Source organism: Emticicia sp. 17c (assembly GCF_037153985.1).
Lineage (GTDB): Bacteria > Bacteroidota > Bacteroidia > Cytophagales > Spirosomataceae > Emticicia.
This window is the reverse complement of sequence record NZ_JBBAYI010000004.1, coordinates 75,853-89,198: the sequence shown is the minus strand read 5'-3', so window position 1 is coordinate 89,198 and position 13,346 is coordinate 75,853. Positions and strand designations below refer to the sequence as shown.

Sequence of the window (13,346 nt, the reverse complement as noted above, 5' to 3'; positions counted from 1 at the left end):
TTTGGCCCTTTAACATTTGAATATAAGCAGAATGACTTCATTTTTTGACCAACTTATTTGCCCGAAAACCAAAACAAAATTAGTTGTATCGGCCGATGGCAAAACACTTCATAATACCTCTCAGGAAGAACCTCTTTCGTATGACATAAATGAAATTGTGGATTTGGTGTATCCGAAAGAACTTTTCGAACAAGACCGCAAGGAACAAGTAGCTTATAATGATGCCCATTTACGCTATGACCGTGGCGTTTCGTGGGTTTTTGAATCGTTGCACGCCAACGAAGCCGCTACCCGAAAAGCCATGATTGGGTTATTGAAACTAAAACCGGGCATGAAAGTGCTGGAAGTTGGTGCCGGTACAGGTAAAGATTCGGCTTATATTATCGACAAAATTACGCCCGGTGGCCATGCAGTTTTATCCGACTTGTCGCCTGCTATGCTCCGACACGCCAAAGAAAAATTTGCGGATAAAAAAGATGTTCAGATTGATTTCTTCATCGGCAATGGCTCTTACCTGCCTTTTGAAGACAATTATTTCGATGCCGTTTTCCACTTCGGGGGTATCAATACATTTGCTGAAAGGGCAAAGGCTTTTGAAGAGTTTAACCGCGTAGTAAAAGTGGGCGGACGCGTAGTTGTTGGCGACGAAAGCGTGGGCGCGTGGCTTCGCGACCAGAAAACGTATCAGATTCTGATGGATGCCAACCCTATGTTTGCCGACCAAGTTCCTTTGGCTGACTTACCGAAAAACGTGAAGGATGTAAAACTACAATGGATTTTCGGAAACGGTTATTATGTACTTGATTTCAAGAAAACCAAAAAGGCTCCGACAGTAAACGTAAACTTGCAGATTCCGGGTAAAGACTTTAAAGATAACTGGCGTATGAGAGCAGAAAAGAACCGTAAAATGGCTAAATCCTGAATAGGATGTAATACATTTTGTTTGTATTTATAATTAAAAATTAGTGGCAGCTCACACAATAGTGCAGCCCAAAAATTAATTAATACAGCAAGCAAGAATTTTATCTTTCGGCATAAATTAACAAACAAAATAGCAGTGCTATCATCTGCCGAAGAAATATTAACTAAAATCAGGATGTCAATTAATACAGATAATAGCACTTCTTCGGGGTCTGGCCTAGTTTGGCAAAAGAAGGGTGTAATATATAAACCAGACGGCACACTGGCACACAGCCGCTCGCACGCGCAAGTGCCGTATGCGTATAAACATAAAGATTTTTTAAGGGTGTATTTCTCTTCAAGAGATGATGCGGGGCAGTCTCGCCCAACATTTATTGATGTAGACTATGACGACCCTACCAAAATTTTATATGTGCATGATACATTCGTACTGGATTTAGGCGGCCCGGGCGAATACGACGAAACCGGAGCCATGCCTTCGTGGTTTGTGCCACAATCGAACGGTGATATCTGGCTATATTACACAGGCTGGAACCGTACCCATAATTCTTATCGCTTGTCGATGGGGCTTTCTGTGAGTACAGATGGCGGGCTGAACTTCAAAAAAATGTTTCGTGGCCCTATCATGGACAGGTCTATTCATAACCCCATCTGGGCGGCACAGCCTTCGGTTATGCACGTAAATGGCCGTTGGATGATGTGGTATATTTCGGGCCAGAAATGTGAATACATACATGGCTACCCCGAACCTTACTACGATTGCCGCGTGGCGGTATCAGACGATGGCATTAAATGGGAACCCACAGGCGACGTAGCCTTGCCTTTCGATGATTTCCTTCATGCAGTGGGGCGGCCAAGCGTATTTTTTGAAGATGGTATCTTTAAAATGTATTATTCGTACCGCCATACCAGAGACTACCGTACCGACCGTAACCAGAGTTATAGGCTGGGATACGCCGAATCGAAAGACGGCTTTAAATGGGAACGCAAAGACCAACTGGTGGGGATTCATAAATCAGAGAACCCTGACGATTTTGATTACGAAATGATAGATTATGCTTATTGCTATGAGCATAATAATAAAAAATATCTGTTATATAACGGAAATGGATTCGGCAGAGCCGGATTTGGTTATGCCATTCGGGAAAAATAAATAGCATAACTGACAAAAATCATTTTCTGAGTTGTAGCAGCACCTAATTTTGTGCCACTATTGTATAATAGCTAACACAAACTATTAACCAGCTTACAGGACAACGTTATGGGAACAATGAGAGAACAATTTAATAAAGATGGGTATATTATTCTGAAAAACTTTTTCAGTAAAGAAGAAATCAACCGGATTTATACCGAAGCGCGTAATCTTTTTGCAATACAAATACAAAGAGTATTAGGCAAAACCGTTGATATTAACAACAAAGATGAATTTGAACAGGCCATGTTCGATTTGTTCGAGGCCGATTTTACTACTTTTGTTAATACTGGCAAACAGGCTCAACACCTTATTTCATTGCACCACTTGGGTACCGACCCTAAAATTATTGACCTACTGAAATCGTTAGGGTATGATTTCCCGATGATTGGGGTTCGGCCAGCTATGCAGTTTAACAGCCGGTATTTATCGAAAGGAGGCAGCCACTGGAAATTAGGCGCACATCAGGACTGGCGCACGGGCCAGGGCTCGTTAGACAGCATTGTAATGTGGTTTCCGATGGTTGACTGTGGCGAGGCACTAGGCTCTTTACAGATTTTGCCAGCCACTCATAAAGATGGCTTATTAAAAGCCGATACCTCGGGTTATCTGGGTAGTATTCAGGAAGATTTACCTGAAGAAGCCTACGTACAAACCGAATTTGAAGTAGGCGACCTACTGGTATTCTCGGCATTTCTGGTGCATCGTTCGGGCGAGAACGTCACCAAAAATATCCGCTGGTCTGTTCAGCTTCGTTACAATAATATGGCTGAACCTACTTTTCAGGAAAGAGGCTTCCCGATGCCTTACATCTATAAGCCAGAAGCCGACTTGGTAACACCTGATTTCCCTAGTAAACAACAGTTAGAAACTATTTTCTCTTAAGAAATAGTATTCGCTGATAAGAATATCCCCTGAAAATCGTTCTTTTAAAAGAACGATTTTTTTTTGCTGCCCTATTACACCGCCATTGGGTTTGAAGAAAAAATTCTCTGAATCTTTTACCAGAATCAGTAGATAATTTATACATTTGTTTTACAATCGTGCTTTAATAATAAACTTATAACTTTCTATCGGAATGGCAACTAATACTTTTCGCCACCGTTCTGCGCCTGTTATGGAGGCGCCTCCGCGTAAATCCGGTCTTTTCGACCGCCTCAATACATGGCTTACTAATCGTTTAAATCTGGGAGACACCCTTCCGACCGAAACCCTCAAACGCATTGTGTGGCTAGGAATTCTGTGTATTTTTTATATTTATATGCAGCATAGCTACGAAGGATTTATCAAAAAAATTGAGAAATCACGTAGCGAAATGGAAGAAAGAAGGGCCGAATACATCTCTCAGAAATCGCGCTATATGTTTGCCAGCAAGCAATCTGAAATTGCTAAAAAGCTAACAGACAAAGGGCTGGAAGAAAACATTACGCCACCCAATAAAATAGTTGTTACAGAATAACCCCGAACCCAGCAGACTTACATTTATGGCAGCGAAAACATCTATTCGTGAAGAAATACTCTGGCGAGCCAAACTCACCTTCGGGCTGGTGTTTCTGATTGGCTCTCTGATAGTTGCCCAGATATTTGTTGTACAGTTTTTCCAGAAAAACAAATGGATGGAAAAGGTAGCGAAGGTTCAGCGGAAACCCATGAAAATAAAAGCTACCAGAGGCAACATTTATGCAGCCGATGGCAGCAGCTTACTGGCTACGTCGGTGCCGCGGTATCGGGTAGGGCTGGATATTACCCGCGCTAAAGCGGGTTATTTCCGCGATAAAATAGACACGTTGAGTAATGCCCTTGCCGATTTCTTTAAAGACCGTTCGGCTACACAATACAAAGAGCTTATTTCGAATGCGCGCAAAGGTGGCAAAGTAATGTTTGTTGCTTTTGGCAATCGACTGATTGATTTTCAGGAAATGGAGGAAATCAAAAAGTTACCTTTTTTTCGGGAAGGACCAATGAAAGGCGGCGGAAAATTTGAACAGCTAAACCGCCGCGTAATGCCTTTTGATGATATGGCACTACGCTCAATTGGCAAACTGGACCGTGATACCCAAACCAAAGGAGACTTTGGTATTGAGTTTAGTTTTAATAATTATCTGGCCGGACGAGACGGCGTAGGGCTTTTTCAGCGTTTGGCAGGTGGCGTATGGAAACCCGTTGAAGACACGCCTGAGGTACGCCCCGAAGCCGGGCTTGACGTGGTAACTACCATTGACGTTAATTTTCAGGATATTGTTGAGAGTTCGTTGAGAAACCAAGTTGTAAGTACCAACGCCAAGTATGGGTCGGCCATTGTAATGGAAGTGGCTACCGGAGAAATCAAGGCTATTACGAATTTGTCTCGCCGGAATAAAAACGACCAGATTTATTACACCGAAGACTTTAACTATGCCGTAAAAGGCGGAACCGACCCGGGTTCTACATTTAAACTGGCCAGTATGGTTGCCATACTCGAAAAAAGCCAACTAGGCATGAACGATTTTGCGGGTACCTGCGAAGGCTCTATCATGCACAACAATATAGAGATGAAATGCGCCGAAAAACACGGAAACCAGACCGTAAGGCAGGTTTTTGAACATTCGTGCAATATTGGTATTTATTCGCTTATCAAGCAATATTTCGGGTTTACCAAAGCCGATAATTTTGTGGCATACCTGAAACGTTTCAAGCTCGACCAGCCTGTGGGTTTCCAGCTAAAAGGCGAAACAGAACCTATTATTAAAGATAGTAAGAGTTCGACTTTCAGCCTTACTACTATTCCGTGGATGTCGATAGGCTACGAAAGCCGCCTTACGCCCCTACAAATGCTCACTTTTTATAATGCTATTGCCAACAGAGGGCGTTGGGTACAACCTTTTATTGTGAAAGAAATACGTGAGGCCGACAGAGTGGTAGAAAAATTTGAGGGTGTTAAAGACCCTAACCCGATTTGTTCAGACAGAACCATTAGAATGGTGCATGAAATGATGAAAGGGGTAGTTGAAAATGGTACAGCCAAAAATATTAATACGGGTTTTTGTAAGGTTGCCGGAAAAACCGGAACCTCGCAAAAACGTGAAAACGGCTATGTACAGGGGCAATATTATACGGCCTTTATAGGATTTTTTCCGGCTGATAACCCTAAATATAGCTGCGCCGTTATTATTGATGAGCCTCAGGGAACAAACCTTTATGCCCGCGATGTAGCCGCGCCGGTGTTCAGAACCATTGCCGATAAAATTTTCGCTTACGATGTGGCCATTCATCCGGCTAATAACAAGAAAACCAACATTCAGAAAATTGAAGACCACGAGCAAAGCGGTTATGCTGAAGATTTCAGGACCATCGGCGAGACCTTAGGCTTACAAAATGTACCGAGTAATGCTGGCTGGGCAAAAGCCGTTAAAAATGGCAATGCTATTGCATGGCGCAAACTGGAAGGCGAAAGTGCCGAACTCCCTAATGTATCGGGCATGACCCTGCGCGATGCACTCTACTTGCTCGAAAACAAAGGTTACAAAGTAAAATACTCTGGTTTGGGCAAAGTGAGTGAGTACGCCATCACAGAACCAAGAGTAGTATCATTGGTGTTGCAATAAAATTTTGAAATATGGGTTGCGAACCTCACGGTCAAGCAGGCTGTGAGGTTTGCATAATCTTCTGAATAATTTTTTCGGCGTGCACGCGCGAGTTCTCAATAAACAGGCTGTGTGTGTCCATTCCTCCACAGATAACACCCGCCAGATACACGTTTTTCAGGTTGGTTTCCATGGTATCGTCGTTATATTCGGGCTTCATGATTTCATCAGCCGACAGGTTAATACCCACTTTCCTTAAGAACGCCAGATTTGGCTGGTATCCGGTCATCGAAATTACCCAGTCGTTCTCAACTGTCTGCAAGCCATCGGGTGTTTTTATTACTACTTCATGGGGGCGTATTTCTGCAATTTCTGCATTAAAAAATGCTTTAATAGAGCCTTCTTTAATTCTATTTTCAATATCTGGTTTTGCCCAGTATTTTACCCTTTTCCCAATTTCGTCTTTCCTGATAACCATTGTTACTTCTGCCCCTTTACGCCATGTTTCAAGGGCTGCATCAACAGCCGAATTATTTGCCCCAACTACCAGCACTTTCTGAAATGCATAAAAATGAGGGTCTTTGTAATAATGGGTAACTTTGGGTAAATCTTCGCCCTTTACGTTGAGTTTCTGGGGTATATCATAAAAACCAGAGGCAATAATAATATGGTCGGTCAGGTAAGTATGCTTGGTGGTGGTTATTTCGTAGCGTTCGTTTTGGGGGCTAACATTTAACACTTCTTCAAAAAGTTTTATTGTTAAATGCTTGTGTGCAGCCACCCGACGGTAATATTCGAGGGCTTCGCTTCTGGTAGGCTTGGCGTTGTTCGATACAAAAGGCACCTCGCCTATTTCGAGCCGTTCGGACGTACTGAAGAAAGTCATGTTGGCCGGATAATTATATAAGGAATTGACCAGACAGCCTTTTTCCAGAATCAGGTACTTCAAGCCTGCCTTTTGTGCTTCCAGCCCACAAGCCAGCCCTATGGGGCCACCGCCTATAATAATAACGTCGTATGTTAATGCGCTCATTGAATTGATACGTACCTTACGGTAACAATTACTTTACTATATATTTTTTTAATTTATCGGGAAAATATTTAAGTTTATCGGGAAATAGTTAGCTATAATTAACAAGCCAAACAAGGAAACCCCTAGCAACAAACGAAACTTTTCTATTTTGCCAGATAGCTATTTCTTTAACAAACTTTTAAGCAAAAATCGTTCTTTTCAATCAGAAGTATGCTAATTTTGGATGAATTTTCGTTAATTGGAGCAAGCTAGTTCGGAGGTTCAGGCAAAATGGAACAAAGCAACAAGTATTTGCGTTTGCAAAGGAGGATATTTTATGCTTAAATAACCTATCATTATATTTTAATTTATTCAATTTTCTAATGGCAGTTTTAACAATGATTGGGCAACTTTTGCTTGCCTTAACAATTTTGGTCGGGTTACATGAGTTCGGACATTTCATCTTCGCTCGTATTTTTGGTATTCGGGTAAATAAATTTTATATTTTCTTTGACTTCCTTTTTCCATTGCCTAACGTATTAAATTTTGCGTTATGGAAAAAGAAAAAAGGCGATACCGAGTATGGCTTGGGTTGGTTTCCGTTAGGAGGTTATGTAGACATTGCCGGAATGATTGATGAAACCAAAGATGCGTCGCAACTTTCGTCTGAGCCACAACCTGATGAATTCCGTTCAAAACCAGCTTGGCAACGCTTATTTGTTATGCTTGGTGGTATTATTGTTAATATTATTCTGGGTATTCTTATTTTCTGGGGTGTAAAGTATGTGTGGGGTGACGAATACTACTCAAAAGCTGAGGTAAATAAAGCCGGAATTTATGCGCATCCGCTAGCGGAAGAAATTGGTTTGAAAACCGGCGACAAAATCATTAAAGTAAATAGTCAGGATTTTAAAGATTTTGGCGAAGCGCGTGCTGCCCTTATGCAAGAGAACACCACCTTTACTATTGACAGAGGCGGCCAGATAAGAGAAATTCCTATTCCTAATGAGTTAATTGATAAAATTGCCTCTAAAATTCCGTTTATTGAGCCTCTGATGCCTTTCAAGGTAGGCGAAGTAATCAAAGACTCTCCCGCTGAAAAGGTTGGCTTAAAAGAAGGCGACAGAATTGTAAAACTTGATAGTACGCCTGTACTTTATTTTCAGGATTTTCACACTAATCTGGAAAAACTGGCTAGCAAACCTATCGAATTAACGGTTGAACGTGACGGGCAAGTGGTTAAGCTGCATCCTACTGTTTCAAAAGAAGGAACACTTGGTTTCAGAACCATGTCGCTGCTTCAGACAAATACACAAAAATATAATTTTGGAGAGGCTTTTACCGAAGGAGCTACTGAGGCTTTATCGGTTATTCCGAATCAGATTAAAGGCTTTAGCCGTATATTTAAAGGCCATATTTCGGCAGGAAATGCCGTGAGCGGGCCAGTAGGCTTAGCGCAATGGTTTGGTGGTTACTGGGACTGGGAAAGATTCTGGGGCTTAACAGGTTTGCTTTCGATGGGTCTGGCATTTATGAATGCCCTGCCGATTCCGGCACTAGATGGCGGCCACGTGTTGGTATTGCTTTACGAAATGATTACACGCCGCAAACCTTCTGAGAAATTTATGGAACGTACACAGCAAGTGGGTACATTTATTTTATTGACTCTGATGGTACTGGTGCTTTTCAATGATACCTTCAAAGCGTTATTCAAATAATAATTAGTTTATTGAGGTAGCATTGCACAATGCTGCCTCAATGCTTTATACTGTTTACTTCAATGCCTTTATTACACTTCATTCTTTTTCTTTCTGTATTTATTTTTCCTTTTAAGGCCGAAAAACCTGCAAAGCCAACGGCTGCGCACGCTTTTCATACTTCGCTCACTGAAATACAATATAATGCCAAAGAGAAATCGCTTGAAGTAACTATTCGGCTGTTTACTGATGATTTAGAAAATGCTCTTACTAAACTGAATAATGGGCAAAAAGTAATGATTGGCGGCAAAAACGATAATAGTGATGCCGTTCTGAATAAATATGTACAACAACATTTTGCTATTATTACCCCACAGAAACAAAAAAAGACACTACAATATCTGGGTAAAGAACTAGAGGGAGATGCAACTTGGATATATGTAGAGATTCCTGAGGCACAGGCCCTTAAAGACCACGTGCTTTATAACGATTTTATGCAGGAGTTATTCGACGACCAGACCAATCTGGTTAATTTCTTCTATGGTAGTAATAAAAAAACCTTCCTTTTCAATGCCAAAATTAAATCGGCGGCTATTGACTTCTGATTTTTCAAGGTATCTGTTTATTGCTTAAACCTGCATTTGTTTCATGTTTGTTGCCTTTTGCCTGAATACCCCTTGAGAGAGGTATCCAGACAAACGGGTAAGGCTATGCTGATTTTGGCCTTTGAGGCAACAGGGTTGGCAGCTATTGGTCATTTTTTATATGCTCGTACGCTCCAAACCATTTAACAATAATTTTTGCTTGCTCTTCACTATACAAATAGGCTTCAAGAGCGATTTTTTCGGGTGTAAAATCTATAATATCGCATTCAAGATTATAAACTCCTTTATTTATTGTTTCCCGAAAGAAATACTGCGTCGAATAAATCAGACTCATTTTTGTGTCAGCATTAAACTGCCTGAGCGATTCATGAACATAACTGTTAATTAATGCCAGCAATTGGTTCTGGCTTTGTTCTTCTTCAATAGTAATTTTGTAGTAATAAGTAAATTCAAGGGTGCTGTCACCAGAACTCATCATAATGTTTAAAATTAAAACTCTATAATAAAACCTATACTTGGGGTTGGCCTGCCCGATAGGTTATCCAGAATAACCGGAATGGCATTAGAGCCATTGGCTTTAACAGGTTGCCCATCGGTCGATTCAAAGTCAGAATTATCAGCCTTGCGTTGGAAAGTAAAGTACGGAACAGACTCGTTTTTAAAGGCTAGCACATTCTGTACATCCATAAAGAGGTCGAGCGTCCAGCGCGGGTAATTCCATTTTTTATCAATACGTACATCAATCTGATTAAATGCTTTCAGACGAACCGAGTTTAATCGGGTATAATCCAGAATCCCCTGCCCTAGTGTCAGGTAATTCTGTTGAGAGCTTGCTAAATCGTAAGGAGTGTAAGGGCTGCCACCAGCAAAGCGGTATTTCACGCCTAGCTCCCATTGCTTGTTGAGTTTAAGGCCATAAATAAGCGAAACCAGATGGCGGTAGTCCCAAGCAGAAGGTAACAGAACGGTATTCTGGCCGCTAAACTTGCTTCGCACGAAAGTATACGAGAGAGTCAGGAAGTTACGTTTAACCAGTTTTTGCTGGGCAAAAAATTCAATACCATAGGTATTTCCTTTTCCTACCGACCGCACGGCCTCATTCCCAATGGCTCCGAAGTCACCACCCAAATTAGCCAGAGAAATATTATTAAGTGCTGTTACAGGATAATTATGGTAATCTTTATAGAAGCCTTCAATAGTAAATCTGAGGTCAGGTTTAGGCAGGTACTCCAAGCCTAGTGCGTAATGAATAGTATTAATATACTTGTTGTTACGGTTAGCATAATTGCCCTGTGCATCTTTAAAACCTAGCACGGTATAAATAGGTATTTTGTAATAACTTCCCCAAGCAGCATTTAACCGAACCTTGTCGTTGAAAGGAACCGAAACCGAAATACGGGGCGAAAGCGTTTTCAGCGGATTACCGCCTTCATTGGTAAAGCTGTTCATGTCGGTTCTGATTCCGGCCGAAACACTTACCTGATTAGCAAAGGTTTTTCCGGCCTGTGCAAAAGCACCGTATTTCCAGAAACTCAAATCGGTGGCAAAACGATACGCTATTTCGGGCTGTATTATATTATTTTTTTCGTCGCGAACTTCATTTCTGATTTTCTGAAAAAAATTGTTCTGATAATTTACATACTGTATTACCCCACCAAAGCTGTATGTAAAGCCATTTTGTGATTTTTTAAGATAAGCCCGTAGTTTATTCTCGATTTCTTTCGACTGAGAAAACAGGTTTTGCGATTGCGGACTCGGATTGTTGTTGTCTTCGTAACGCTCTAGGGAGTTATTAAGGTGGTTACGGCTAAGAGCTATATTAATAAAGCCTTTATCGATAAGGTGTTTAATAGAGGCTCCGGCCGTGTAGTTCCATTGGTTAATAAGCGATGTATTACGAAAAATATAGATGTTTTCGGGGGTTGGGTCTTTAGGTAAAGCAAACTTAAAGTCATCTATTGCGCCTAATCCTATCAGATTCAGGGTTGTTTTATTCCCTAGTTTGTGCGTGATTTTGGTCTGGAAATCCCAATAATTTGGCCGGATGGGAAGGTCGATGAGTTTAAACAGAAATTGCAGGTAAGAACGACGGCCCGAAAGCAAAAAATTGGTTTTATCGCTGATTTTTCCATCAAAAGTGGCAGCTAGTTCGGTAGCACTCAGGCGAACATTACTTTGCAGCCGCTCCGAATTACCCACTTTCTGATTAATTTCAAAAACGCCTGACAGCGAATTATCATATTGTGCATTGAAAGCCGAAGTGCTTAGTTTGATGTCTTCAACAAAGGCAGTATTGATAATACCCGCGGGGCCTCCGGCACTACCTTGCGTAGAAAAGTGGTTAAGAACCGGTATTTCGATGCCATCGAGGTAATAAATGTTTTCGTTAGGGCCACCACCACGCAACACAATGTCGTTTCTGAAACCTCCGGTGCCTGTGGTTCCAGCTACCCCTGGTAGTGCTTGTATTACTTTCGATACATCGAAGTTTCCGCCCGGATTACTTCTGATTTCTTCTACGGTGAGCGACTGCACCGATAATGGCGTAATAACATCGGAAGCAATGGCCGACTTCTCTCTTTTATTTTTAACGGTTACTTCGCTCAGGCTAGCGGTTTCGGCTTGTAATTCAAAGTTAACCGATTGCGCATTACCCGACGTAAGGTTAATGTTATACTTGATAAGGGTCTGGTAACCTACGAAAGTAACTTTCAGGTTGTAGGTGCCAACTGGTAATGTAAGCCTGAAATTACCTTCAAGGTCGGTTGTAGTACCTTGTGTTGACTGCTCTACGCTTATGGTAGCTCCTATCAGGGCTTCTTGTGTGTTTTTATCGACCACTTTTCCATAAATGTTACCAGTATTCTGGCCAAAGCCTGTGGAGGTGATTAACAGTAATAAAAAAACGAAGTATAATTTTATGGATTCCATACAAAATGAATTAGATTAGTTTTATATAGAACAATTTCAAAATTAAAATGTTTTATATAAAACAAAAATATTTTAATTGTATGTTATAATACTATTTGCAAAATTTGTAGTAGCATATAATCATTAGCTATGGACTATACTGTTTTAAAAGAAATTATTGCGCTGGCCGAAGCGTATCAGCAGCAAACCCATGCACAACGCTGGCAAAAGGAACAATTTGTGTCATGGATAATAAACGAAGCCAATAAGTCGGAACGAAGTTCGGGTGGTTTTGTGCCATCGCAGGATGGTCTGATTTCGATGTTTATAGGGATTGCGTATAAATACGCCCAGTTTTATGCGCGCAGGGTTTTCCGTAATACTGAAATTTATTCGCTCGACGACTTCGCGGTACTGGTGTCGCTTTTTCCTGACAAAGAGTTTAAGAAAATAGATGTGCTGCGGATGTGCATACAGGAAAAATCGTCGGGCAATGAGGTACTTAAACGGCTCCTGCGGGAAGAGATGTTACAAGAAAGGGAGAATCCGGTTGATGCCCGTTCTAAACTTTTATCGTTGACCGATAAGGGCCGTACCCAGTACGGACTGATTCAGAACGGCATCCAGAAAATGGCCGGACACATTGTTGGCAATCTGACAACCGAAGAGAAAAATCAACTGCTACAAATTCTCATGAAGTTACACCAGTATCATCATCCGTATTTTGAAGAAAACAACGAGGAAACCTTAACCCAACTATTGAACTGAAAGTTAAATAGTTAGGCTAGCCCTGTAAGTATTCTAGTATAAAGCAAGTGATTCTTATCTTATTGGTGCTTGTTTAGTTTTTTCTTCAGTTCATCAATTTCTTTTTGCTGCTGAATAGTGTACAGTGTTAGTTCTTCAACTTTTTCTAAGAGTTTAGCTACTATTTCGTTCATGGCAACACCTTTTGCTACTACTTCTTCTGCCGATGGCACATTAGGCAGGTGTTTGTTTTGCTCAATGAATTTTTCTACTTCTTTCAGAGATAATAACTGATAGTTTCGCTCAAAAACCCTATCGGCCCATTGGTTTTGGTTGGCATACTTCATCTTGAAAGGGTTCAGTAAAAACTGTCCGTCGTTGTCTAGTTCAATAAAATTCTGGTCGTTGATTTTAAAAGCGGGGCTGTTAGAAGCAATACGCATATTAAATACGCCTTTTACATCGAGCCTGTAACGCGGGTTTGAGAGGCCAATACCCACTTTTACTAACGAAGTATCGCCTAAAACCAAGCCATCGTTTACTGAAACTTTGGCATTATAGCCCAACGCAGAAGCCCGCTGAAGGATATTCTGATTTAAGCCTACGCCGCCAGCATAACGGCCATAATAAGTAACCGTCTGGGCAGCAACGTTTATACTAAGCACTGATACTAAAGCGAATAGAAGAAGTTTTTTCATA

General features: G+C 41.2%; 12 protein-coding genes. 8 read left to right on the top strand and 4 right to left on the bottom strand.

The genetic code is table 11. From position 1 onward, the window contains the following. The first annotated feature begins 31 nt into the window (after positions 1-31). The 5 genes from WAA15_RS10145 (at position 32) to WAA15_RS10125 (ending at position 5,697) form a co-directional block, all read left to right on the top strand. Positions 32-922, top strand: a complete 891-nt coding sequence (locus WAA15_RS10145; RefSeq protein ID WP_337042624.1) for a class I SAM-dependent methyltransferase — start codon at positions 32-34, stop codon at positions 920-922. Between the two features lie 174 nt (positions 923-1,096). Continuing rightward, positions 1,097-2,074, top strand: coding sequence for a hypothetical protein (locus tag WAA15_RS10140; protein ID WP_337042886.1), 978 nt, complete (start codon positions 1,097-1,099; stop codon positions 2,072-2,074). A gap of 117 nt (positions 2,075-2,191) precedes the next feature. After that, complete coding sequence (locus WAA15_RS10135; protein ID WP_337042623.1) at positions 2,192-2,998, top strand: phytanoyl-CoA dioxygenase family protein; 807 nt, start codon at positions 2,192-2,194, stop codon at positions 2,996-2,998. A 193-nt stretch (positions 2,999-3,191) separates the two neighbouring features. Then, positions 3,192-3,572, top strand: a complete 381-nt coding sequence (locus WAA15_RS10130) for an FtsL-like putative cell division protein (RefSeq protein ID WP_337042622.1) — start codon at positions 3,192-3,194, stop codon at positions 3,570-3,572. Between the two features lie 25 nt (positions 3,573-3,597). Further along, positions 3,598-5,697: a penicillin-binding transpeptidase domain-containing protein gene (locus tag WAA15_RS10125; protein ID WP_337042621.1), complete on the top strand. Its 2,100-nt coding sequence runs from the start codon at positions 3,598-3,600 to the stop codon at positions 5,695-5,697. A 31-nt stretch (positions 5,698-5,728) separates the two neighbouring features. Here WAA15_RS10125 and WAA15_RS10120 read toward each other — a convergent pair whose 3' ends face one another. Further along, a complete protein-coding gene (locus tag WAA15_RS10120) occupies positions 5,729-6,709 on the bottom strand; it encodes a YpdA family putative bacillithiol disulfide reductase (RefSeq protein ID WP_337042620.1) in 981 nt (326 codons plus the stop codon). Positions 6,710-7,071: 362 nt separating this feature from the next. Here WAA15_RS10120 and rseP point away from each other — a divergent pair, with 362 nt between their 5' ends. Further along, the gene (gene rseP, locus WAA15_RS10115) at positions 7,072-8,406 is read left to right on the top strand and encodes an RIP metalloprotease RseP (RefSeq protein WP_337042619.1); all 1,335 of its coding nucleotides are present in this window, start codon (positions 7,072-7,074) and stop codon (positions 8,404-8,406) included. A gap of 62 nt (positions 8,407-8,468) precedes the next feature. Next, a complete protein-coding gene (locus WAA15_RS10110) occupies positions 8,469-8,990 on the top strand; it encodes a DUF6702 family protein (RefSeq protein ID WP_337042618.1) in 522 nt (173 codons plus the stop codon). 142 nt (positions 8,991-9,132) lie between these two features. Here WAA15_RS10110 and WAA15_RS10105 read toward each other — a convergent pair whose 3' ends face one another. Together WAA15_RS10105 and WAA15_RS10100 are read right to left on the bottom strand one after the other, a co-directional pair. Next, the gene (locus tag WAA15_RS10105; RefSeq protein ID WP_337042617.1) at positions 9,133-9,468 is read right to left on the bottom strand and encodes a hypothetical protein; all 336 of its coding nucleotides are present in this window, start codon (positions 9,466-9,468) and stop codon (positions 9,133-9,135) included. Positions 9,469-9,479: 11 nt separating this feature from the next. Continuing rightward, positions 9,480-11,921 (bottom strand): TonB-dependent receptor, encoded by a 2,442-nt coding sequence (locus tag WAA15_RS10100; protein ID WP_337042616.1) that lies wholly within the window; start codon positions 11,919-11,921, stop codon positions 9,480-9,482. 129 nt (positions 11,922-12,050) lie between these two features. Here WAA15_RS10100 and WAA15_RS10095 point away from each other — a divergent pair, with 129 nt between their 5' ends. Next, positions 12,051-12,668 carry a MarR family winged helix-turn-helix transcriptional regulator gene (locus tag WAA15_RS10095; RefSeq protein ID WP_337042615.1) on the top strand — a complete coding sequence of 206 codons (618 nt, stop codon included), beginning with the start codon at positions 12,051-12,053 and terminating at the stop codon, positions 12,666-12,668. A 59-nt stretch (positions 12,669-12,727) separates the two neighbouring features. Here the strand turns inward: WAA15_RS10095 and WAA15_RS10090 are convergent, their stop codons facing one another. Further along, a complete protein-coding gene (locus WAA15_RS10090) occupies positions 12,728-13,345 on the bottom strand; it encodes a hypothetical protein (protein WP_337042614.1) in 618 nt (205 codons plus the stop codon). Position 13,346 lies beyond the last annotated feature (1 nt).

Excerpts from the sequence above, each read along its gene's own strand:
- WAA15_RS10145 (WP_337042624.1), top strand. The coding sequence starts at position 32 with ATGACTTCATTTTTTGACCAACTTATTTGCCCGAAAACCAAAACAAAA.
- WAA15_RS10140 (WP_337042886.1), top strand. The coding sequence starts at position 1,097 with ATGTCAATTAATACAGATAATAGCACTTCTTCGGGGTCTGGCCTAGTT.
- WAA15_RS10135 (WP_337042623.1), top strand. The coding sequence starts at position 2,192 with ATGAGAGAACAATTTAATAAAGATGGGTATATTATTCTGAAAAACTTT.
- WAA15_RS10130 (WP_337042622.1), top strand. The coding sequence starts at position 3,192 with ATGGCAACTAATACTTTTCGCCACCGTTCTGCGCCTGTTATGGAGGCG.
- WAA15_RS10125 (WP_337042621.1), top strand. The coding sequence starts at position 3,598 with ATGGCAGCGAAAACATCTATTCGTGAAGAAATACTCTGGCGAGCCAAA.
- WAA15_RS10120 (WP_337042620.1), bottom strand. The coding sequence starts at position 6,709 with ATGAGCGCATTAACATACGACGTTATTATTATAGGCGGTGGCCCCATA.
- rseP (WP_337042619.1), top strand. The coding sequence starts at position 7,072 with ATGGCAGTTTTAACAATGATTGGGCAACTTTTGCTTGCCTTAACAATT.
- WAA15_RS10110 (WP_337042618.1), top strand. The coding sequence starts at position 8,469 with ATGCCTTTATTACACTTCATTCTTTTTCTTTCTGTATTTATTTTTCCT.
- WAA15_RS10105 (WP_337042617.1), bottom strand. The coding sequence starts at position 9,468 with ATGATGAGTTCTGGTGACAGCACCCTTGAATTTACTTATTACTACAAA.
- WAA15_RS10100 (WP_337042616.1), bottom strand. The coding sequence starts at position 11,921 with ATGGAATCCATAAAATTATACTTCGTTTTTTTATTACTGTTAATCACC.
- WAA15_RS10095 (WP_337042615.1), top strand. The coding sequence starts at position 12,051 with ATGGACTATACTGTTTTAAAAGAAATTATTGCGCTGGCCGAAGCGTAT.
- WAA15_RS10090 (WP_337042614.1), bottom strand. The coding sequence starts at position 13,345 with ATGAAAAAACTTCTTCTATTCGCTTTAGTATCAGTGCTTAGTATAAAC.